This is a genomic window from Thioclava sp. DLFJ4-1, assembly GCF_002020145.1.
Lineage (GTDB): Bacteria > Pseudomonadota > Alphaproteobacteria > Rhodobacterales > Rhodobacteraceae > Thioclava > Thioclava sediminum.
Map to the genome: position 1 here is coordinate 379,821 of NZ_MPZT01000003.1, position 21,898 is coordinate 401,718.

The 21,898-nt window shown below is 59.6% G+C and carries 23 protein-coding genes; 16 read left to right on the plus strand and 7 right to left on the minus strand.

What is annotated here, in order from left to right:
- Positions 1-65: 65 nt before the first annotated feature.
- Positions 66-479, minus strand: coding sequence for a hypothetical protein (locus BMI85_RS11690; protein ID WP_246832546.1), 414 nt, complete (start codon positions 477-479; stop codon positions 66-68).
- Positions 476-895, minus strand: a complete 420-nt coding sequence (locus tag BMI85_RS11695) for a hypothetical protein (protein WP_078601399.1) — start codon at positions 893-895, stop codon at positions 476-478. The genes BMI85_RS11690 and BMI85_RS11695 overlap by 4 nt, the downstream gene beginning before the upstream one ends.
- 662 nt (positions 896-1,557) lie before the next feature.
- Between BMI85_RS11695 and BMI85_RS11700 the strand changes: the two genes are divergently transcribed.
- The 4 genes from BMI85_RS11700 (at position 1,558) to BMI85_RS11715 (ending at position 4,913) form a co-directional block, all read left to right on the plus strand.
- On the plus strand, positions 1,558-1,902 hold the full coding sequence (locus BMI85_RS11700; RefSeq protein WP_078601400.1) for a hypothetical protein: 345 nt from the start codon (positions 1,558-1,560) through the stop codon (positions 1,900-1,902).
- 596 nt (positions 1,903-2,498) lie between these two features.
- Positions 2,499-3,566, plus strand: coding sequence for an FtsH protease activity modulator HflK (hflK, locus tag BMI85_RS11705; RefSeq protein WP_078601401.1), 1,068 nt, complete (start codon positions 2,499-2,501; stop codon positions 3,564-3,566).
- The gene (gene hflC, locus BMI85_RS11710) at positions 3,563-4,582 is read left to right on the plus strand and encodes a protease modulator HflC (RefSeq protein WP_078601402.1); all 1,020 of its coding nucleotides are present in this window, start codon (positions 3,563-3,565) and stop codon (positions 4,580-4,582) included. The genes hflK and hflC overlap by 4 nt, the downstream gene beginning before the upstream one ends.
- A gap of 19 nt (positions 4,583-4,601) precedes the next feature.
- Complete coding sequence (locus tag BMI85_RS11715) at positions 4,602-4,913, plus strand: hypothetical protein (protein ID WP_078601403.1); 312 nt, start codon at positions 4,602-4,604, stop codon at positions 4,911-4,913.
- Between the two features lie 260 nt (positions 4,914-5,173).
- On the opposite strand, the gene nhaA is transcribed toward BMI85_RS11715, so the two are convergent.
- The 3 genes from nhaA to BMI85_RS21665 all read right to left on the minus strand — a co-directional run bounded on the left by nhaA (position 5,174) and on the right by BMI85_RS21665 (position 7,192).
- Positions 5,174-6,490 (minus strand): Na+/H+ antiporter NhaA, encoded by a 1,317-nt coding sequence (gene nhaA / locus BMI85_RS11720; protein ID WP_078601404.1) that lies wholly within the window; start codon positions 6,488-6,490, stop codon positions 5,174-5,176.
- A gap of 87 nt (positions 6,491-6,577) precedes the next feature.
- Positions 6,578-6,868: a fatty acid desaturase gene (locus BMI85_RS11725; protein ID WP_348638975.1), complete on the minus strand. Its 291-nt coding sequence runs from the start codon at positions 6,866-6,868 to the stop codon at positions 6,578-6,580.
- A gap of 81 nt (positions 6,869-6,949) precedes the next feature.
- The gene (locus tag BMI85_RS21665) at positions 6,950-7,192 is read right to left on the minus strand and encodes a hypothetical protein (protein ID WP_078601405.1); all 243 of its coding nucleotides are present in this window, start codon (positions 7,190-7,192) and stop codon (positions 6,950-6,952) included.
- 148 nt (positions 7,193-7,340) lie between these two features.
- Between BMI85_RS21665 and BMI85_RS11735 the strand changes: the two genes are divergently transcribed.
- Both BMI85_RS11735 and BMI85_RS11740 read left to right on the plus strand, forming a co-directional pair.
- Positions 7,341-8,075, plus strand: a complete 735-nt coding sequence (locus BMI85_RS11735; protein ID WP_078601406.1) for a Crp/Fnr family transcriptional regulator — start codon at positions 7,341-7,343, stop codon at positions 8,073-8,075.
- A 49-nt stretch (positions 8,076-8,124) separates the two neighbouring features.
- Positions 8,125-8,310 (plus strand): hypothetical protein, encoded by a 186-nt coding sequence (locus tag BMI85_RS11740; protein WP_078601407.1) that lies wholly within the window; start codon positions 8,125-8,127, stop codon positions 8,308-8,310.
- A gap of 136 nt (positions 8,311-8,446) precedes the next feature.
- Here the strand turns inward: BMI85_RS11740 and BMI85_RS11745 are convergent, their stop codons facing one another.
- Both BMI85_RS11745 and BMI85_RS11750 read right to left on the minus strand, forming a co-directional pair.
- Complete coding sequence (locus BMI85_RS11745) at positions 8,447-10,228, minus strand: SLC13 family permease (protein WP_078601408.1); 1,782 nt, start codon at positions 10,226-10,228, stop codon at positions 8,447-8,449.
- A gap of 565 nt (positions 10,229-10,793) precedes the next feature.
- Positions 10,794-11,654 carry a transglutaminase family protein gene (locus BMI85_RS11750; protein ID WP_246832547.1) on the minus strand — a complete coding sequence of 287 codons (861 nt, stop codon included), beginning with the start codon at positions 11,652-11,654 and terminating at the stop codon, positions 10,794-10,796.
- 1,168 nt (positions 11,655-12,822) lie between these two features.
- Between BMI85_RS11750 and BMI85_RS11755 the strand changes: the two genes are divergently transcribed.
- From BMI85_RS11755 to BMI85_RS11800, 10 genes are all read left to right on the plus strand, one after another.
- Positions 12,823-13,245 (plus strand): hypothetical protein, encoded by a 423-nt coding sequence (locus BMI85_RS11755; protein WP_143595063.1) that lies wholly within the window; start codon positions 12,823-12,825, stop codon positions 13,243-13,245.
- A gap of 109 nt (positions 13,246-13,354) precedes the next feature.
- Complete coding sequence (locus tag BMI85_RS11760) at positions 13,355-13,795, plus strand: hypothetical protein (protein WP_078601410.1); 441 nt, start codon at positions 13,355-13,357, stop codon at positions 13,793-13,795.
- A 107-nt stretch (positions 13,796-13,902) separates the two neighbouring features.
- Positions 13,903-14,238 carry a hypothetical protein gene (locus BMI85_RS11765; RefSeq protein ID WP_078601411.1) on the plus strand — a complete coding sequence of 112 codons (336 nt, stop codon included), beginning with the start codon at positions 13,903-13,905 and terminating at the stop codon, positions 14,236-14,238.
- Positions 14,239-15,422: 1,184 nt separating this feature from the next.
- Positions 15,423-15,614: a Thivi_2564 family membrane protein gene (locus tag BMI85_RS11770; protein ID WP_078601412.1), complete on the plus strand. Its 192-nt coding sequence runs from the start codon at positions 15,423-15,425 to the stop codon at positions 15,612-15,614.
- An 8-nt stretch (positions 15,615-15,622) separates the two neighbouring features.
- On the plus strand, positions 15,623-16,699 hold the full coding sequence (locus tag BMI85_RS11775; protein ID WP_210402347.1) for an ABC transporter permease: 1,077 nt from the start codon (positions 15,623-15,625) through the stop codon (positions 16,697-16,699).
- A complete protein-coding gene (locus tag BMI85_RS11780) occupies positions 16,699-17,472 on the plus strand; it encodes an ATP-binding cassette domain-containing protein (protein WP_078601413.1) in 774 nt (257 codons plus the stop codon). The genes BMI85_RS11775 and BMI85_RS11780 overlap by 1 nt, the downstream gene beginning before the upstream one ends.
- A complete protein-coding gene (locus tag BMI85_RS11785; RefSeq protein ID WP_078601414.1) occupies positions 17,472-18,374 on the plus strand; it encodes an MlaD family protein in 903 nt (300 codons plus the stop codon). Before BMI85_RS11780 ends, BMI85_RS11785 begins: the two co-directional genes overlap by 1 nt.
- Complete coding sequence (locus BMI85_RS11790; protein ID WP_078601415.1) at positions 18,371-18,988, plus strand: ABC-type transport auxiliary lipoprotein family protein; 618 nt, start codon at positions 18,371-18,373, stop codon at positions 18,986-18,988. Before BMI85_RS11785 ends, BMI85_RS11790 begins: the two co-directional genes overlap by 4 nt.
- A 252-nt stretch (positions 18,989-19,240) precedes the next feature.
- A complete protein-coding gene (locus BMI85_RS11795) occupies positions 19,241-19,660 on the plus strand; it encodes an HPF/RaiA family ribosome-associated protein (RefSeq protein ID WP_246832548.1) in 420 nt (139 codons plus the stop codon).
- A 497-nt stretch (positions 19,661-20,157) separates the two neighbouring features.
- Positions 20,158-21,795: a recombinase family protein gene (locus BMI85_RS11800; RefSeq protein WP_078601417.1), complete on the plus strand. Its 1,638-nt coding sequence runs from the start codon at positions 20,158-20,160 to the stop codon at positions 21,793-21,795.
- Positions 21,796-21,898: the final 103 nt, after the last annotated feature.

The window sequence follows — 21,898 nt, forward strand, 5'->3', positions numbered from 1 at the left end:
CCCTATCGGGAATCTGACCTCGTTTCAGACAAATACGGAAACGCTCTAGGAGCACATTACGCGGCTCAGTCGACTGGAGTTTGCTGATGTGAAGTGCGTAGCCAGCGGCCCGTATCGTTCAGGTAGGTGGAGGCGCAAAGTGCTTCATAGATGGGCAGATCGGGCTTCTCAGCGGAGGCATGGTAGCTGAGAATGACAACATCGCCACATTGCGTTGCTCGACGCTCAGCCATCACCACGGACCGCCAGCCGGTTCTCCGCTTAAGGCCATGCCAGATCTGATCACCTTGAAGGATACCTGGCGGATAGGGAAAGATCATGACTGCGTTATCTGCGGTTGTGGCGCGCGCGTTCTCGGAGCCACTGGTCCAGAAGCGCTCTTCCATTTCCCAAAGAATTCCCTGATCCGGTGGAGATGCCCTGCCAATATTATTTGCAGCATGGTCGCGAGTGGTCCTTCGCGGTACGGAGAGGGTCATTCGGCTGTCTCCCATGTGCCGGAAAGGAATACCTGGATCAGGATCCCGATCACGACCGCTGCTGCCAAGATCGTTCCCGGCGAGAACACGATCCCCTTACTCATCGCATCGCTGAAACTCACAGCGGCCGGTGCGGGATCCGGGAGAAGAGGGGCGAGGGTGCGTGCCACCTCCCCATTCTCTGTCGCAAGTGCGGGCACGTCTCGGCAGCGTGACAGCAGCGTACTCAAGCGCGAGACAGCAGCCTCACGACCCGAAGACACGAGCTCGGCGGTCACTTCCCAAGGATCGAGGTCTAGCCTCGCAAGCGCAGAGAGCACAGTCACGATGGAGCCGTTTCGGTCTTCGCCGACCGAGGCGTAGAGAAACCGTTCCATTGCGGGGTCATGGGGGTTGAGGATACCGGCCGCAGACATTGTTTTTTCCCTTTTCTATGTAGCTCCGGATCGCAGCAGGTTTGGAGGCAGTATGGCTCGGTTCGCCAAGACTAGCTGAAGATCCATCGAATTGCTTCGATCCTGTCCGTATTCGGCTTTATGCGTGCTGACGTAGATCAGTCTGCCGCCAAGCCCTCGCCCCCTGACTGCCATACCTGGCCCGGTCTTGTCTGGAAGCTCACCATTGGGAGCGAGGCTAACATGAGTCAGTGCATGTCTTCCTGTCGCCGAGTAGAACTATCGATATCAGTAACCTGAGCCGTCTCCCCGAAACCATGGCGTGTGCGTGGACTTGGTGCTGCCCCCTGGAGACAGAACGGAGACCAGGTATGGCCATCCGCTCGACCAATTCGACCGTGACAGAAGACACCCGTTTATCTTCTCCCGTTGTGGTTACGCGGATGAATTGCCCGCCGACGACTACGACGTGGTCGTTGAGGAAGAGTTTTTCGGAAGGCCTCAGCTTCGCGGTCTACCGACGGACGACCACGCATCTCATCGTCCGCGCAAAAGGGACGAATGGAGAGAAAGGTCGAACTGCGATCGACCAGCGAGCACGATCTGGAAACGGCACTTGAATCGGACAGAAGGTCCGCGAAGCAAAATAGCGAGACGGCGCTTTCCCCGTCGGAGGACTTGAAATGAACACTCCTGAATGGCTCAAACCTGGCATCTATGGAGCTGCAATCGGCGCGGTCATTGTTGGCATTGTCGGATTTACCTGGGGCGGTTGGGTGACCGGCGGAACTGCGAGCGACAGGGCCATGACCATGGCTCATGACGATGTTGTCGCGGCCATGGTCCCCGTTTGCGTAGAAATGGCCCGGACCGACCCGGAGCGGGATGCAAAGCTGGAAACAATTCGCGCTGCTTCAACCTACCAGAAGCGCGCTGTCCTGATGGAGGCCGGATGGGCGACCGTACCCGGAACAGACTCTCCGGACCGCGACATCGCGCAAGCTTGTCTCGCGAAGCTCGAACTCTAACGCGTCCAAATGGAACGGTCCCCGGACACCGGCAGCGAAAAGATAAGGATCGAGCACATCAAACAGATGAGCGTCCACATAGCAGGTCCTTTGGGGGCCTAATTGTGGAGCTGACTACCGTGGCCGCCTCTCTCGCGTTTCCCGTTCTTGCTCAAGACGGCACTAGAACGATCCCGGAGAGCGCGAAGGCACGCAGTTATAGCGGAGGCTGAAACTCTGCCATGTGGGCCACCGGGTAGATGGTGCTAAGAGCGTCGCCACCGAAATCGCGGCGAATGCCTTTGTAGCGCGTCGTTTCTACGGAGCGGGATGGGAATGCCGCGGTGGATACGAAAAGGTGGGTGGGGCACCCTGCAACCCGATCACCGCACCGGCAAACGCCTTTCTGAAATATTCCGGTAACGACTGGCTGTGCGGACACGAATATCTGCAAGACCGCGCAACCGCGTGCAGATCGTCCGGCCGGATCACGCATTTCTCACCGAAGGTCCCGGAGGCAACGGCTGAACGTACGATCGCCGCGCCTTGGCCGCAAGCAGACACTTCGGTTCCCTCTCTCATCAGACCTGGCCACGCCAGAAAAAGAGGAAAACAGCATGCCGGATCATGATGACGGCCCGGACGATCGAGGGCCTTGGGGCACGAAACAGAACCGTGCACCACCAGAGATTGAGGCCATTCTCCGACAAGGTCGCGAACGTTTGGGAGGGCTACTGCCCGGTGGCCTGCCGCCTGCCACGAGCATCGCGGTGTTGGGGGCGGCCGCCTTCTTCGCGGTTGTGGCCTGGTCGTCCTACTACACGGTTCCAAGCGACTCAGTCGCAGTCGTTCAGCGATTTGGAAAATACACTGCAGAGGTTCCGCCGGGGCTCCACTTCAAATTTCCGCTTGGCATTGATGCCGCGACTCTAGTCCCCGTGAAACGTCAGCTGAAACAGGAATTCGGTTTCACAACGCCGGGTGCGGGTGATCCGTTTCAAAGCCCGGTCGACGGGCGCCGCGAAACCGAGATGGTAACCGGAGATCTGAATGCCGCTCTCGTTGAATGGGTGGTGCAATACCGCATTTCGGAGCCTCTGAAATTCCTCTTCGAGGTGCGTCAGCCGGGCGCGACGCTTCGCTATGTTTCCGAGTCCGTGATGCGCGAGGTTGTCGGCGACCGCACGGTCGACGAAGTCATCACCATAGGCCGGCAGGAGATCGAGAGCGAAGCGCTCCTGAAGATGCAGGCGCTGACCACGAAGTATGCGATGGGAATCAGCATCGACCAGGTGCAGCTGAAGAACATCAATCCGCCCGAACCTGTTCAAGCCTCTTTCAATGAGGTGAATCAGGCGCAGCAGGAGAAGGAGCGCCTAATCAACGAAGCGCGTCGCGAATACAACAAAGTCATTCCGCTGGCCGAGGGCGAGAAAGACCAGCGCATCCGTGAAGCGGACGGCTATCGCCTGAGGCGGATCAACGAGGCCGAAGGCGACGCCGCACGGTTCACCGCGCTTCTGGTCGAATACGTGAAGGCGCCCGAAGTTACGCGGCGGCGTATCTACATCGAAACGCTGCAGGACGTGCTGCCAGAAATCGGTTCGAAGATTATCGTCGACGGCTCGACCGCGAGCATTCTTCCGCTTCTGACGCTTGATCGGGCCCGTGAGGATAAGCCATGAAAATGAAATTTGGAATTCTTGCAGGACTCGCAATGGCGGTTGTCGTGACCGCTCCGGGAGCCTTTTATACGGTCGGCGAGGTCGAGCAGGCCATCATTACGCAATTTGGCAAACCCATTGGGAAGCCGGTTACGACAGCTGGCCTAAAGTTGAAACTTCCCTTCATTCAGGAGGTCAATCGGATCGACCGCCGGGTTCTCGAGTGGGACGGCAACCCTTCGGACATGCCAACCAAGGATAAGCTCTATATATCCGTGGACTTGTTTGCCCGTTGGAAAATTACTGATCCGTTGCAGTATTTTCTTCGGCTGCGCGACGAGCGCAGCGCGCAATCGCGGCTCGACGACATTCTTGGCAGTGAGACCCGCAATGCCGTCGCCAAGCACGAGCTGATCGAAATCGTTCGGACAACGAAAGACCGAGTGCCGCTACGGGACACGCTGCTGACGGATGAAGAACGCGCGCAAGACATCGGCGCGCTGGTCCCCATACAAAAGGGCCGGGCAATGGTGGAGCAGGAGATATTCGCGGCCGCCGCAGAGAAGGTCCGCGTCTTCGGGATAGACCTCCTCGACATTCGCTTCAAGCGGATCAACTACAACGAAAGCGTGCGGCCGAAAATCTACGATCGCATGATCTCGGAGCGACGTCAGATCGCCGAGCGTTTCCTGTCCGAAGGCAATGGCGAAGCTGCGCGTATCCGCGGCAATCGTGTGCGGGACTTAAACAAGATACAATCCGAAGCTTATCGGGACGTGGAAGAAATCCGGGGTCTGGCAGATGCTTCTGCAGCGGACATCTACGCACGAGCCTACAATATCAATCCCGAGGCTGCTGAATTCTATGCGTTTACTCGGACCATGCAGGCCTACAAGGATATGATATCGGGAGAAACGACACTCGTTCTCACGACTGACAGCGAGCTCTTCGGATACCTAAGGGCAATGGAAGCAGGAACGTCGGGCGTAGACGTATTGCCTCCCGCCGCAGGACCCGAAAATGTGGTCGAACGCTGATGCAAGGGAGAAAACGGCGATGACGGACGACCCGGTTGACCTCGATACAAGGCGCAGCGCCGAAGGCAGAATCGCGACCGATATCCGGCGGCATTCCCTGAAGGATTTCGAAGCCGACCAGAGAGCGCTCCGCTTGCGGCAGGAGGAACTTGAAGTGCAGCTCCTCGCCCAACCTGCCGCCAACTGGCACGAGGCAGCGCTCAAGGCGCAGTATCTGATACGGCGCTACTCCGAAACCGGTGAAGCCCGCGATGGCAGGAGACAGGAACTCATCGAGCGCGCGCTTGCTGATCTGGCACGGTTGATCGAAGAGGATGGTGCGGGTCGATGAACGAACTCGTAGATTAAATTCACCGGCATGTGTGGGCACTCAACGATGTAACGCAAGAGCGTCTCTGTCTCCGTTTCCGAGCGAAGGCTTCGGGGAGTGGTTTTTCCGATGGTGCAAAGTGTCGCGCTCATGGCAAGGGGCGGTGCGGCCAACGCTCTCGTCAAGTCGCCGATCGCAGATGGATTGCCGCGCCTCGGCTCAATTCCCAAATCCTGGACACTCTAAGGTCGCCGTCCGGGAGCTCCGTCTTGCATTGCTTCTCATTCCCTCGTCGTGAGACGCGTCAATTGAAGCAGTATCAGAGTGCCCAGTATGGCAGCGATGGCCGACCCTGATAGAATCCCCAGTTTCGCAGTGTTAAGCATCGTCGCATCGAAGGCCAGGCTGGCGATAAATAGTGACATCGTGAACCCAATTCCCGCGAGAAACGAGCCGGCCACGACGAAGGGCCAGGACAGGCCCGGCGCAAGAGCCGCAAAGCCGGAACGAACTGCAAGCCAGCTGAAACCGAGAACGCCGATCGGTTTTCCCAATACCAGTCCGGCAATGATCGCCAAAGAGACCGTTTGTCGCAAATCGGCACTCTGAAACGTGATGCCAGCATTCGCCAGCGCGAAGATCGGCATGATTGCAAAGCCGACCCAAGGGTGCAGAATCATCTCGAGACGCTCGACTGGAGAGACAGATTCCGTAACGGCTATCCTGGCCTGGAGTAGATCATCGCGTTCTGCGGTGTCGCCGCTCCAATACTCGCCTGCAGGATGGGCCAGCAAACGTCCCAGGATTCCTCGTAGACGTGCATCGCTGACCCAGATGCGGGTGGGGGTCATGAGGCCTAGAATGACGCCAGCGATGGTCGGATGGACGCCGGATGCGTCAAAACACAGCCAGATTCCCACTCCCATCACTGAATAGACCGGGAAACTTCTGATACCGAGCCGCGAGGCGCTTGCAACGACTCCAATGCCCAACAGACCTAACCCGACTGCAGACCAGTTCAGGGCGCCTCCGTATCCGAGCGCGACCACGAGGATTGCGCCGACATCATCGAATATCGCCAGCGAGAGCAAGAAAAGACGCAGGATAGGTGGAACCCGGTTTCCGAAAAGCGCCAGACACCCGATTACGAATGCCGTATCGGTTGCCATCACGGTTCCCCAACCATGCATTCCGGGTTCCTCGGACATCAGCGCCAAATACACTGCGACTGGAACGACCATGCCGCCCACGGCCCCCGCTAAAGGTAGGGCGGCTTGTCGTGGATTTCTCAATTCGCCCAGAACGATTTCTCTCTTGAGCTCGAGCGAGAGCACAAAGAAGAAGGGTGTCATCAGCCCGTCGTTGACCCAGTGGCGCAGGGAGCGGGTGAAATCCCATGAACCGAGTGTCAGACCGATACGAGTTTCCCAAAAATCCAGGAAGACGTGGTGCCAAGGCGAGTTCGCCAGTGCCAAAGCCAGTAGCAACGCCAAGAGAAGAAGGACACCGGCTGCCGCTTCGATTTTCAGAAAGCGTGCAAAGGGTCGCGCGAGCTTGTCGGCGGCTTCACGTGGCAGAGTTGTAAGGTCGTCGATCATTGGACCGATTTGCCTTTTTCCATCCTGAGTGGCGCTGCGCGCGCAACCGGGGTTTGTTTCTGTGTCCTTCAGCCAAATCGCACAGCCTTAGGCCGAAAGTGCCCGGGCCTTCGCGAACGACAAGAGTCTGTGGCGCTGCTCGTCCCAGAGGAGGAGGCGCGCGCAGTCGAAGCTTTCCCAAAGTGTTATGCGCTTAGTCTGCGCCAGGACGTCGTGGTTCCGGATAACCTCGTCCAGGCGATAGAAGGGAATGCGACTGGCCAGATGATGCACATGGTGAACTCCGATGTTTGCGCTGATCCAGCGCAGGATACCGGGCAACGCATAGTGTGAACTTCCTTGCAGGGCTGCGTCCTGAATGTTCCAGGCGCCTTCCATTGGCTAGGCTGTTGTGGCTGTTTGTTGCCTGTGTAGGACGAAAACGTCATGGGTGGTGCATCTCCGCTGCGATTTGATGCATCATGCTGGTGGTCTCCGCACTGAATTACCCCCCGCGATGATTTGGTTGATGAGGGCCGCCACTACCCGGTGGATTTCGGCGTCAGGCTCAGAGTCGATGGTGTTCTCGTGGGTGGCCGCAGCGTCGCGCAGCACGCCAACTATCTCGCTCTCCGGCAGCAGTCCGCGATCATTCATTGCAAGTAGAAGCGACTCGCATATCGAAAGGGCAGCCAGTCCTGCAGCGTCGTTCGACGTAGACATCCGGTGTAGTCCTTTCATCATATCACGTCTGGCCGTGAAGCCGGTTGATGCGATCCCCCTTCTTGCACGAAATGCTCTATGCTGAACTGATCGAGAGCAGCCCCTGTGCTAATCTCGGCAGATCCTTCGCAACCGAAAGGAACGGCTCATGATACCGGCCACGGCAAGCCCGCTCGCCCGAAAGCTATCGGCATTCGTCGCTTTGTCAGAGGTCGAACTTGCCGTGCTGGCGCGTCTGCACGGACGTCGGCGGTCCTTTGTCACAGGGCGAGATATAGCGCATCAAGGGCAATCGGATCAGGCCGCCTACATCCTGTCCGCGGGCTGGGTCTGCTCCTACAAGATACAGCCGGATGGGACGCGACAGATCGTCGATTTCCAGGTGCCAGGCGATTTTCTGGGATTGCGAAGCGTACTTTTGCGCACCTCGGACCACAGTTTCGAGCCAGTCGTGGACATACAGGCAGCCGAAGTCTTGACGGGCGATCTCCTCGATGCGTTCGCGCAGACACCGCGGCTCGCAACGGCTATCCTTTGGGCGGCGTCGCGGGATGAGGCGATGGTGGTTGAACATCTCGTCGGGATTGGGCGGCGGGACGCGGGTGCGCGTATGGCGCATTTCCTGCTGGAACTGGGATCGCGACTGGCTCTGGTGGGCATGGGGAGCAAGGCAGGATACGACTGCCCGCTCACGCAATATCATCTTGCCGATGCGCTTGGGTTGAGCGCGGTACATGTGAACCGCGTGTTGCGGCAATTGCGCGAAAGCTGCCTGGTGACCTTCCGGGACAGCCACGTGACGTTTCACGACTACAGTCGGTTGGTAGATTTCGCCGGGTTCGATCCGGCGTATCTGGATCAGACCGGGCCGCTTCTGAAATGACCGGTCGCACCCTCAGCCCGCTTCTGAGGAGGTCGCGATAGACACTGGAATGTCAACCAAGCGCGCGTTTGGCGGCGTCGAGTTCCACGTTCGTCTCAGCCTCGCTCATATCCTTTTGAGCTTTTTTGGCTACAAGGAGGGGCTGTGGCGCCGCGTCTTTCTTCGAACCTTCGGGCGCGTCATCGCACGCGGATTAGCCTGTGGCTCGGCGCAGTTTGATCTGGTCCGCGATTAGGTGCCGTTCAACTGAACACGATCCAAATCGGCTCCCAGCACTGCAGTATTGATCTGGCGGTGTGGAGACCATGCACATATCGTGATCACACTTTGCCAGCCAAGGAGCTTTCGAGGCCGCTCTTTCATCGGCTGACTTAGAAGGGAAAAAACACTGGAATTGCCAGGACTGCGGCGACACCCACGATAATGTTCATCGGCAGGCCGATCTTGATGAAGTCCGTGAATTTGTAGTTGCCGGCTCCATAGACCAGCGTATTGGTCTGATAGCCGATCGGGGTCGCGAAGCTCGCGCTCGCTCCAAACATGACTGCGACAACAAAGGGGCGCGGATCAACTCCAATCTGGACTGCCAGCCCGATCGCCAGAGGTGTCACGACAACCGCGACGGCGCTGTTGGTGACCGCCTCGGTCAAGATTGAAGCAAGCAAATAGACCGCTGCCAAGGCGACGATCGGGGGCATGTCCACGAGTAGAGGCGCAACGGCGCCGACGATCAGGGTAATCGCACCCGAGTGCTGCAGTCCGGCGCCGACTACGAGCATAGAGAAGATCAGGACGAGCACTCCCGCGTCGATAGAGCTCCATGCCTCGTCGTTGTCGATGCAGCGTAGGACGAGGATGAAGGCCACGGCAACAAGGGAAACAAGGCTGATGTCCGCCACACCCATTGCAGCCAGGGCCACAACCGCAGTCAGCGCCATGAGCGCGAGCGGGGCCTTGCCACGTCGAAACGGACGCCCACCGGCCCTCGTGACGCCAGCCAAGTCCCCGGCCTCTATCAAACGGCCGTAGCTTTCGTCCGTTCCCTCCAGTAGCAATTTGTCCGCAGGTCTGAGGCGCATGGTCGAGAGGTCGGGTCCGAGGCTTTCCCCGTGGCGATGTGCGCCTAGAACACGCATGCCATACCTGAACCCGATGGTGAGCTGCGCGATACGTACACCGCGACTGCGATGCGATAGTGTGACGATCGCCTCTGCGACTGTAGTTTCTGTGTTTTCTCCGGTCGCCGGTCCCTGACGTAGTCCGACATCCCATCCTTCCCTGGTTCTCAATGTCAGAAGTTCGGACGTTCGGATAACCGCGATCAGCCGATCACCAGCGGCTAGGACGTGATCGAGCACATTGTGACGTCTAACTTCTGCACCGGAACGTACTCCGACCACCGTCACTCCCGGACGGATCAGATCGTCGATATCCCCCAATCGGCGACCGAGACCCCAGAAATCATCTCTGGGTCGCAGCTCGGTCAGGAAATCCGCTTCACCTGCTGCACCCAAATCCGTCTGATCCTTACGGTTAGGAAGCAGAAACGGTCCGAGAAGCAGCAAGGCAAGTCCGCCTGCAGTCACGGCCACCAGCCCGACGGGTGTAATTTCAAGTATTGAGAAGGGCGTCAGCCCGATATCTCTCGCAACACCATCCACCAGCAGATTTGTCGAGGTTCCGATCATCGTGCAGGTTCCGCCGAGCACCGCCACGTAAGAGAGCGGGATCAACAGGCGCGTCGCCGCCAGCCCAAGGCTTTGGGCCAGACGTATGGCAACCGGGATGAGCACCAGCACGACAGGTGTGTTGTTCATGAGAGCCGAAGCCACGAGAATTGAAGCCAGAAACACGCTTGTTGCCGCGATGGGACGATGGCCAGCGGCGGCGACGACCCAGTTTGCCAACGCATCAAGTAACCCGGTGCGTACCAGGGCGCCGCTGAGAACAAACATTGCGGCAATGGTAATAGGCGCGGGATTCGAAAAGACCGATAGAACAGCGTCTTCCGGCACCAAGCCAAAAACGACGAACAACGCCGCGACGGCAGCGGCCGTCACCTCAGGGGCGTACCGCTCGTATAGGAAACCGGCGAAGAGAACCAAGAGGAGTACGAGCGCAAGATAAGGTTCGTAGGGCGGCAGGTGTGTCATTCGGGGGGCTCCTGTGCGACCTTCGCCATGAACTCGGGCGCGTGCTGCTTGCGTTTCCATATCTCTGATCTTCTTCTCGTCGAAGATAAGCAGACTGCAAATCGTAGCTTGTGTCAGTGTCCGAATTTCGGGGGCAGCTAACTTTTAGCTCTTTTATGGACTTTGCAGCGTTAACGGCAGCTATCAAAACCTATCACCACGAATAGCCTTGGCTCGCAAATTTGGCGTTACATTGGCCTGCCACCTTTCCCCCGCACACGACGCAATTGACAGGAGACCGGAGATGCACTTGGGAATCGACAGTGGAACCGCCCCAGCAGGCGAGCTGGCGGACATGATCGAATGCCATGCCCTCATCCTCTTCACCGGACGCTACCACGAGTGCGTGGAATGAATGCCGTCCGCAGACGGTGGCATCCAGGCTCAGTCAGCTCAAATCGGCAGACTGGAACCGACAAAGGGGACAGGTTGCAGAAGGAAATAACGTTGCGCGGCATGCCTGCGCTGACCTTGTCTTCCAGAAAGCAAGTCCTGAGGGACCTCTTCTCGACGCTTGCAAACGATATCAAGAGATTTGATCCGACCAGACCTCAAAGCCCTCAAGGGTATTCATTCCAAAGGAATGGATCAGCGGAACATCGGCAGCGTCGCGCCCTTGTGCCACAAGGATGCGCCCGATCCGCGGGGTGTTATTGCGTGGATCGAATACCCACCACTGACCGTCCAGCCAGGCCTCCATCCAAGCGGCGAAATCGCCAGGCGCGTAGGGCGGCGGCTGTCCAATGTCGCCGAGATAGCCAGTGCAATAACGCGCTGGGATATTCATGCATCGACAGAAAGTGATCGCGAGATGAGTGTAGTCACGACACACGCCTTGCGCCTCGGCATAAGCCTGTCCGGCGCTTCGCGTGGGACGTGCGGCGAGATAGTCGAACTGGATGTGGGCGTGTACGAAATCGCAGATCGCCTGCACGCGCTCTCGGCCCGGTTTCGTGCACTCAAAAAGGCGCCAAGCCGTCTCGGACAAGACGTCGGTCTCGCAGTAGCGGCTACCCAGAAGATAGACGAGTACTTCGCCCGGCAACGTTTCTATTCGGTCTGTCCCTGACTCAGGCGGCATTGGATCGATAAGACCATTGTCTGCAATGATGGTGTCGGTGCCTATGCTGAACAGGCCTTCGGGAGCGACAAGACGTGTGCACCAATTGCCGAACCCGTCGCGATAGGCACTGAGCGGGACCTTTGGCGTGGTGATAACGTGGTCAGGATATTCCAGATCACCAGCGCGCGAGAAATGCACATTGAGCAGAGCTATCATCGGGGTCGGCTGGGTCAGTCGGAGATCAAACCGGCAGCCGATCTTGATACGCAATTTGTTGTCTGCGTCCTCGGTCGTCGACGGATTGGACGGGGGCGGCGATGCCATGTTGCTTTTTCCTCGATGTGTATGCGGTCGGGCGCCCACCTATCCAGATCGGGCGCGTGGTTCGGGCCTCTTATTCGCAGAAAATCAGGAGATCGGCAGAAGCAGTCTTGCGAACTCGGCGAACTCGCATCAGCGGTCCCAAACCCGGGCAGGTATTGATCTCAATATGGGGGCGGCGCGTGTGATTGCGAGCTCTGTCTTTCTCGATCGCGCTCCCGATGATCTATCCTAATATGAAATCCCGCTTCTCGGAGATCGGTGTCATTTCTTTCACAGCGACTCTGTTGCGGCCACGCAAAGCGTGTTGGAGCCAAACTTCACGTTTGTTGATCAACTGGGAGATTTGTCGGCTGAGCGAACGTTCGACAACCGAAATTGCTGCGCTTAGCGGTCAACTTCAGGTAGGGGGAACTGTGCCGCGGCGATCGGAATCATAGTCAATGGCAGTTGTGGGCCGATTGCGGAAGGCTGATGCAGGTGAATTTCTCCGTTGGCTGTCCCTTTCCAAGACTGGTCCGCCCGCCCGCCCTTCGAACGCAGCTGCCCCACGCACTCCCTCGTTCGACACGCCTTTGCCTAACCGGTGCGCAGGGGCCTCTACTCACTAAACGGCCCGCGCAATCGTCCTCCGGCCGATAGCGCGTCCCGTGCGTTCGCTGGGGCGCAGCCCCAGACCCGGCGCCGCTGCGCGCCGCATGGGGGAAGCTCCACATCCCCCAAACCCCCAGGGCAGGGATCGTTCGCCACTTTCCCTGCACCCTAAGGCGCCCGTCCGGCGGACCGGGGAGACCTTCGCCAATCTCCCCGGGCCCTCTCGGCGTCCTTCCGACGGATCGAAGAGGCGCCGCCACCCTCTCCGAACTCTCCCGGCGCCTCCGGCGGGTCGAGAGGGATGCCACCCCTCTCGACGCTCTCCCCTGCATCCGTGCGATCTGCCCGCAGGCGGGCGATCAATGGGTCGCGGGAGGGCAGGCCTCGGCGCATGTCTTGCTTGCGTGCAGCGTCTTTGACGCACGCAATCAAGCCAAGCCCCGAGGCTGCGTATCGGGGTTCGTTGGTGAGGTTCCGCGCGTCGTTTCTTTTTTAACGACACGAGGCACTCATGCTCCACGACCGATACCTTCGGCTGCTTCCGGGCGGCCAGCTCAAACCGGGCGATATCTTTCTGATGCGCTTTCCTTATGCATCCGACCGCAGGCGCGACGGCGAGTTCGACATCCCGCCTGGCACGCGTCCTTGCTTGCTGCTCTCGCGCGGGCTGATCGGCGATACACCGATGAATATCGTCGCGCCCGGTGTCAGCCCGGAGGGCCGGCTCCTGCGGGAAGATGACATCGTCATTTCCGATGACGACCAAGCTGCCGCTTGCGGGCTCTATCGCCCCACCATATTCCGCGCATCGCATCGGCTCTTCATCGCGACCGGTTCCGACCTGTTTGAACGCAATGCTCGTATCGGGCGCCTCGGCCCCGCGCAGCGCGAACAATTCGAGGCCGTCGAGACGCTACTCGCGACCGCACCGCGCGAGGTTCGGTCCCGGCTGAGGCCGCGGGTCGCGATCTACCGCCCCAAACCTCTCATCCAACCGTAACGCGCGCCGTCGATTGGGGCTGCAGCGTCCGCCCGCCTTCTCACCGAGGCGGGCGGATCTTGCAGCCCTGCTTCGTCTTCTGAACCCCAAATTTTTCGAAAGCTCACACATGACCCACGATAAACACCCGTCCGAACTCACCGCCGAAGAGCTCCGCAAAGAGCGCAATGTGCTCGCAAACGTCGTCCATGGAGCGACCGCGACGCCGTCCCCGAAAGATCTCGAGAACGCGCCGCTTCTCGACGATTGGTTGCTCTTCACCGGTTTCGAGGACATCTCGCTGATCGGTCGACTGACGGAAGCCAACGGCCGCACCCGAACGCTGATCACGCGAGCTCTCATCGCGCTCGATGACGATCTCGAGTGGGCCTACCTCGAAGACGGCTACATGCGGCTCGGACCTCGGTTTTCGGTCGAACAAGGACCGCCGCATCTCGCGATGCGCGCGGTCGCGACCGATCTGCGAGGGATCCGCACGCAGCTCGAAGGGCAAGCATATTGGGCGCAAAAAGCGCTCGATGCGCTTGGAGAGATGCGCTGCGATGCATGATCGCGCGATCGTTCAGAACGATCCTGATGGGATCGGCTGAACCGCCACCGCTGCGGCCCCTCGATGAGGGCCGCAGCGCCCGCAGTTCAGCTTTGGAAGGATGTCCGATGTTTCAGCAACCGAACCGGATCGACGATGTGAACACCATGGCGCGCGAGGCAATCGACGCTCTCTATGCGCTGCCGGTTGACGCTCTTCGGGGCGCAGAGTTTGATCGCGATATTTGCGAACGACTTGTGGTCAAGGGCGACGTCTTTGGTGCGGACTTCCGGGAGGCGGGTGCGGAAATCCTGCGCCTCCTCGCGCGGATCGAACCCGAAGGACGATTTGCACGCGATCTCGACAGCGCGATGCGTCGACTTCGGGACGCGATCAATGCCTCCTATAGCGCGGCCGTGGCATTCGGCGCCGAGCGCGCGACCAGTACCCAGCGAGCCGCATGATGGAAATATGACGCCGAACGGCGTAGAAGAGATGGCGGTGGTAACCCGTCTGGGCGCGCCAACAAATCCTTTCCGCATATGCTCCAAACTCAACCGGAACCGGCGCGCCCAAAGTTTCTTGAACCCAAGCTGTCCTGCGCTCAGGACATGCAGCGTTGCGGTGCCTGAGCTGTAATAGGCTCTTTATCGACGAATTTGACTCGCGCGGCCCTGTTGACCGAGACGTCGATGTCTGCCTTGAGCTGATATTGACTATGATCCTGATCACTGCGGTGCAGGTTCCCTAACCTGCCGTTGGCTACCAAGCGCAGCAATTTCAGTTAAGTGAAGTTCGGATTCTACCCGATTTGCACGGCCGCAACGGATTGATTGTGAAAGATATAACGCCGGTGTTAGCGATGAGTGATCGCGGCTTTCTCACGGAGGGCGAGGCGCGTCTGGTTCTTGCCGCGGCAGAGCAGATCCGCAGAAGCATCGCAGGCGGGATTTTCGTGCGTCGGCTGTGACTGGGAGCGTCCGGCAGATGGCGGAGTGCCCCTGCATGTTCGCTCACCAACAAGTCTGACTTAGACAAAAATTGGCGAATGGCTCGAACCCTAACTCGAATCGACGAGATGTTTGGAGGTCCGCAGATGCCGATCGACCATTTCTGTCGCTGATGTCGAAGCGAGCGAGATTATCCGCGGTCCCTAGACGCAGCTGCAATACGGGACTTCAATCTTTATCTCGTTGCCGACCATTCGCAACGACAATTGCTTCTGGGGGTACGCTTCGTGTCATCGATCGTGCCCCGCGCGTGATCACCCAGGAAGCCGAGAAGCTGTTCGAAGCTCTTGCCCGGCTGATCTCGCAACGCTCACTGTTCCGGATCAGGATCTTTTGCCCCAAATGATCAGATGAGCGGCAAACTTTTCGAGATAGGCAATCGTATCGCACGTTGAGTTTGAGAGGTCTCGGTCGACATGTGGTGAGGCGGAATATCTGATTTCGCTGTGACGAGCTGTCATTCCACCTCCGAAACTGATCCATGTGAGCGCGCCAAGCGAAGAATTCCGCATATATTGTTGGCAAGGCGCTTGGTTCCGCCTCCTTTGGGTCGCGACGGGTTTCATTGTCCTGACACAGCCCAAAACAGGACAGCGCATTGCGCGCCATACCTCGGATCTTCTGGCTGGAGACCTATCATGTCACTCATCAACCTGGCCATCACGCTGGTCGTCGTCGGCATCGCCCTCTGGGCAGTGAACACTTACATCCCGATGGATCAAAAGATAAAGACGATCCTGAACGGGTTTGTCGTGATCGTCGTCGTGCTTTGGCTGTTTAGCAGCTTCGGCCTGCTGGAAGGGCTCGGAGCAATGAGAACCTATGACTGAGGGCACACATGGCTGACGCGGTGCCGTCCTCGGTGCTGGCCCTCTCAGGGTCGGTGACGCTTGACACGCTTGATGAGGTGCGCGCCCTACTTTGCGGCGCCGAAACAGTGTCCCATGTCGATCTCTCGGCGGTTACGGCTCTCGACACTGCCGGGGCCTGGTTGCTGCTCGGTCATCAAGGGATGCGCATCGAGGCAGCAGCCCCCGCGCAGGACCTTCTGTTGCGCACGGTTGAGGCCGCAATGCCGCCCCCGCGCAAGTTTGAACAGCGAGAGGCGCGGCTCCAGCCAGGCGACGTGCTGGCGGACGTCGGCGCGAGGGTCGCCGGTTTCATTTCAACGAGCGCGCAAGGCATCGGCTTCACCGGGTTGATCGTAGCCCGGCTGGCGATGACGCTGGTGCGTCCGCGCCGGCTGCGGCTGACCGCGCTTGTCCATCACATGCAGGACGTCGGGCTGAACGCCGTGCCGATCGTGGCGCTGATGGGGTTTCTCATCGGCGTCGTGCTGGCGTTCCAGGGAGCCACGCAGCTACGCCAGTTCGGGGCGGAGGTTTTTGTCGTGGACCTCATCGCGGTGTCGATCCTGCGAGAGCTTGGTATCCTGCTGACCGCGATCATCGTCGCGGGGCGTTCAGCCTCGGCCTTTACTGCCGCAATCGGGTCGATGAAAATGCGCGAGGAGATCGACGCCATGCGTGTGCTGGGCCTTGATCCGATCGAATTGCTGGTGCTGCCTCGCCTTCTGGCGCTGGTGATCCTGCTGCCGGTCCTGGGCTTCGTCGCCAATCTCGCCGGACTGGTCGGTGGTGGGCTCATGGCCTGGTTCGAGCTTGGTATCTCGCCCAGCCAATTCCGGACACAACTCCTGGCGAATGTCGGCGCAAGCCAGGCGATGGTGGGCCTATCCAAGGCCCCGGTCTTTGCGGTGATCATCGCACTGGTCGGCTGCCAGCAGGGTTTCCTGGTCAAGGGCGATGCAGAGTCTCTGGGCATGCGGACCTCGCGTTCCGTGGTCATCGCGGTCTTCCTGGTGATCGTGGTGGATGCGCTCTTTTCAGTCTTTTTCGGTCTCTCGGGGGTGTGATGGAAGGCGAGGCCGTCATCACGATCCGCGGGCTGACCAACCGGTTCGGCACCACCGTCGTCCACGAGAACCTGTCGCTCGACGTGATGCAGGGTGAAGTGCTGGGGGTCGTCGGCGCCTCGGGCAGTGGCAAATCGGTGCTTCTGCGCAGTATTGTGGGGCTACAGACGCCAAGTGCTGGTCAGATCAACTTGCTTGGCACGGATGTGCTTGGAGCGGACCCGGCCGACCGGGCGAGGGTAAGCACGCGCACCGGCGTGATGTTTCAAGACGGTGCGCTATTCTCGGCGCTTACCGTGCGCGAGAATGTCGAGGCGCCGATGCGCGAGCGGTTGGCGATCGACCCCGACACCCGCGCGGCATTGGCCGATCTTAGAATCGCGATGGTTGGCCTGCCGCCAGAGGCGGGCGACCTCTATCCGGCCGAGTTGTCCGGCGGGATGCGAAAGCGTGCGGGTTTGGCACGCGCCCTGTCTCTAGATCCGAAGATTCTGTTTCTGGACGAGCCAACGGCGGGCCTCGATCCGATCGGCGCCTCCGCCTTCGATGGGCTCCTGAATTCGTTGAGTGAAGCCTTGGGCCTAACGGTGTTTCTGGTGACCCACGACCTCGACACCTTGCAGGCCACCTGCGACCGGATCGCGGTGCTGGCGCAGCGACGGGTGCTGGTGACTGGCACTCTCGCTGAGATGCGGGACTTCGACGATTCTTGGGTCCATTCCTATTTTCACGGGTCGCGCGCCCATGTGCCGTTAGAGTTGGAGGAAGACTGATGGAAACTCGTGCGCGCTTCATTCTGATCGGTCTGTTCACCATCTTTGGATTTCTTTCTGCGCTCGGGTTCATGCTGTGGCTGGCCAAGGTCGATCTCGACCGGACCTATGCACAATACGACGTCCTCTTCGGCACCGTCACGGGACTGAACCAGACAGCTACCGTGCGCTACAATGGCGTCGATGTCGGAAGGGTTTTGACCATTGCTCTCGATCGCGACGATCCCGCGCTGGTGAGGGTGCGCATCGAGATCCTCGCGAACACGCCGGTGCGCACCGACACCATTGCTACTCTTGCCTCCCAAGGGGTTACAGGGGTCGCCTTCGTTGCGCTGGAAGGCGGCAGCGCCACGGCGGCGCGCTTGGCGGTGGAGCCTCCGGCAGAGGTCCCGGTGATCCGGTCGGAGAAATCGGTCGTGCAGGACCTGATGACCAGCGGCCCCGAGCTGCTGGCCGAGGCGACCGCACTTATTTCTCAAATTCGGAGTTTTGCCACGCCCGAGAACCGCGATGCGATCGCGGGAATCCTCGCCAACCTGCAGAACGCCACCGGGCGGGTAGATGCGCTCGCCACCCGAGCCGAGACAACGCTCCTCCAACTCGATACCGCGCTGGACGCAGTCGAGACTATCCTTGCCTCCGGTGATGACCTGCTGGAGCGTGACATACCCGCGCTGGTCGCGGGCCTGCAATTAGCTGTCGACAGTACGGCGGGGGCCATGGATGGCCTGCGAGGCGCGACCCGAAATGACCTGCCGCGCCTTTCGATGCAGATCAGCGGCCTGATCTCGGACGCACGTGCGGTGATCGCGCGGTTCGACGCTCTCGCTCGCCAGATCGGCAGCGATCCGGGGCGTTTTCTTCTCGGCAACAAGACACCGGACTACAGGAGAGCCCAATGACCCTTTCGCGACGCAGCCTTCTATCGCTTTCTGCCATGGCTGGCCTCGCGGGATGCAGCGCCGTGTCTGCGGTCTCGAGGGCGAGCGAACCGCTTGACACCTATACGCTCTCGCCGCTCGCTCCGACACAGACGCGGCCCGGAGGCTCGCACCACTTGGTCGTCGAGATGCCGACGGTCGGTGGCGAGCTCGCCACCGACCGTGTCCTGATCAAGGTGTCTCCACTTCAGGCCGAGTATCTGCCCGATGCTCGTTGGTCCGAGCCAACTCCGGCCATGGTGCAGACGCTTTTCGTTAACTCGTTTCTCAATCGAGGCGGGTTCCGGCTGGTCAGCAGGGTGGGGGCAGGGCTTATGCCTGATTTCACGCTAATGTGCGAGATACAGGCGTTCCAAGCCGAACTGATCGGCCCCGACCCGACCTCGGCCCAGGTCCATCTCGCCTTGCAGATGACCCTAATCGGCGAAGCTGACCGCGAGATTATTGGAACGCGACGCTTCGACACCACGAGGTCTGTAGCATCGGACACTACGGTCGTCCTGATCGCAGGTATCGATGCGGTCATGCAATCGGTGCTCGGCAATGCCGTCGGTTGGGTGCAGGCTTCGGTTTGATATGGCATCTTCGATACAGCATGTTGGGCGTCAACGCGCCAGCCACGTCTTCGATGATGGGTCGATGTGGATCGTGTCTAGAAGGTCGCAGGATTTTTTTGGGCGGAGAGCTCGCGGCAGGTGAAATTGGCTCCGTTCAGGCACTCTAACGCGTTGGTGGTCCTTGCCGATTTTCATTGCGAAGCGTCAAGGCGGGTGAAGGTGAAGAGTTGGTCTCCGGTCTCCTCGCGAATGTGACCGACAGCGCAGCACTTGAGCTTCCAGTTTCGCGAGAAGACCTTGCGGCCGCGATTGGCTTGTTCTGTGTCAATTATCGCGACGAAAATCTTTGGTAAAATGCAAAAAAGGAGAGATGATATGCAGTTTCAAATGAACACAGGTTCCGACATTCATGGCGATCGACATTTGGTTGATGACGCCGAGAAGATTGTCACTGCCGCGCTAGGACACTTGGCTCATCGTCTGTCCCGGCTTGAGGTGCACTTGGCCGATGTAAATGGTGCAAAAGGCGGGGCCGACGACATTCGTTGCACCATTGAGGCGCGCCCCGAGGGGATGAAGCCGCTGGCCGTCACCCATAGCGATGCGAATGCCAAAGCTGCCATGCACGGTGCAGCGAAAAAGCTCCGGACCCTTTTGGATAGCGAATTCGGAAAGCTAGCACGCCGCTGACCCGCCACGGGATTTTTCGGTCACCATCGATTAGGCCAGACCCAACTTGCACTGCCTTCGCTTTTGGACCGCGTTACAGCGCGGACTTTTTCGGAACGGTGAGAACAGAACCGGACGTCGCGGCTCGCCGCAGCGAGTGTACCGGATCTTCCCCAACTGAGCGCGAGTCCGCCCCTGAGAAGAACGCTAGGAAGGGCTCGTTCGCCATGAACTTGAGCTTCATGCCAACCTTTTCCCATCGCGAGTTTCAGTTTCTTCGTGATCGCGTTTCCGCGCTCTGACAGATGAACCCAGCTTCCTTAGTAGGACACCGACACTAAGGATCTTTTCATGCCATCCGCCCATATCACCGCCGCCAACGATACACTTGGTGAATCGACGACAGTGCCACCAGCCTGCAACGCGATTGCGCGGCTGCTGGCGCGTGCTGTTGTCCGGAATCTCGCGAATACGATCCCCGCCAACAGGCGCGCCGCGCCTCGAAAGGACGAAGCACAATGACGAAACGCGTCGCAATCTATGCTCGCTACAGCTCGGGTCTCCAGAAGCAAACTTCGATCGACGATCAGGTCGCCATGGCGGAGCGTTTTGCGGCCGAGCGCGGATGGGTGGTCACACATCGTTTCACGGATTACGAGAAATCGGGCCGCAACACGCGCCGCGAGGGTCTCCAGGCGCTGTGCGCTGCGGTCAACGCGCGGCAGGTCGATGCGATCGTCATCGAAGCTGTAGATCGCCTCACCCGCAAGATCGCCGACGCGCTCAATCACTACGAGCTGTTCCAGTTCCAGCAGGCCGAGCTTTACTCTGTCGCTGAAGGTCAGCAGGACTTCTTCAAAGTTCTGATCAACGCGCTCGGCGCGCAGCTTTATGCGCAGATGATCGGTGAACATACGCGCCGTGGCATGGTGCAGGGGCTCACCCGGAAGCGGCTTCACACGAGCGCTTACGGCTACCGCAAGCGTGACGGCGACGACGGGCTCAACCGCGAAATCGACCCCGAGGAGGCCGAAGTTGTGCGCCGCATCTTTCGCGAGTTTGCGGACGGGCATTCGACGCAGGCGATCGTCAAGCGGCTGAACGGAGATGGCATTCCGGCCCCGCGCGGTGGCACCTGGGATATCAGCACCATCCGAGGCAACCCGGCACGCTTCGAAGGCATTCTGCGCAATCGCCTCTATATTGGTATCGCAAGCGTCGCGAAGACCTCACGGCGCTACCATCCAGAAACCGGGAGCAAGGAAGTCTACGAAACCCCGGGCGCGGCCACGGAGATCGAGATCCCGGCGCTGCGGATCATCGATCAAGATCTCTGGGTTCGGGTTGAGGCCCAGCTTGCAACCCAAGCCGCAAGAGCCAAAGGCAAGGGCAATCCCGTCGGGGCCCGGCGCAGCAAGCACCTGCTGAGCGGTCTGCTGGTCTGCGGCTGCTGTGGCGCGACTTATGTGAAAGTCGGCCGAATCCATTTTGGCTGCCGCGAAGCGCGCAAAGGGGCGTGCAACAATAAGACGACAATTCACCGCGACCGGATTGAGGCTCGCATCTTCGCGAAGCTTCGGGGCACCTTCCTGACGCCGGAACTGGCCGCGAGCTTCGATGCCGCGCTGAAGGCGGAGTACGAGCAGTTGGCGAGCGCCCAGGGCGCAGGTGCCGCAACTCGGCTCGAGCGACGGCTTAAGAAAGCACGTACGAGCCGCCAGCGGATCTTTGAAGCGATAGAGCAAGGCGCACCCTACAGTGCCTACAAAGCGCGCGCCGAAGACCTCGAACGCGAGATCGCCGATCTTGAAGCCGCGCTGGCTCAGCATCTTGAGACCCGCGCGGTCCTGCCGCAACTTCCGACCGACAGTGCTGCGCTCTTTGCGCGCGCTGTGCAGGAAATCGAGACACTGCTCGCCGACCCCGAGCTTGTTCACCAAGCCAACGAACATTTGCGAGAACTCATAAGGCTGGTCGAGTTGAGACCCGACCCTGATGCACCCGATTCCCTTGCCGCCGAGATCGTTTCTGATCTCGGCGCTTTGCTTTCTGCGGGGGGCGTTACGCAAAGTGTCGTCGATATTTTCAGTGCCAAGCGGCAACTATCGGTCAGGCAGGGGGGGCTGCCCCCGTTGCCCGAGGGCGACAATAAATAGTGAAAGAGGGGGCGCTGCCCCCGCTCCCTTCGGGAGCCCCCCGGGATATTTTACCCAAGAGGAAGGGGCTTAGGTTTTCGCCGCGACGTGCGCCTTGCACGTT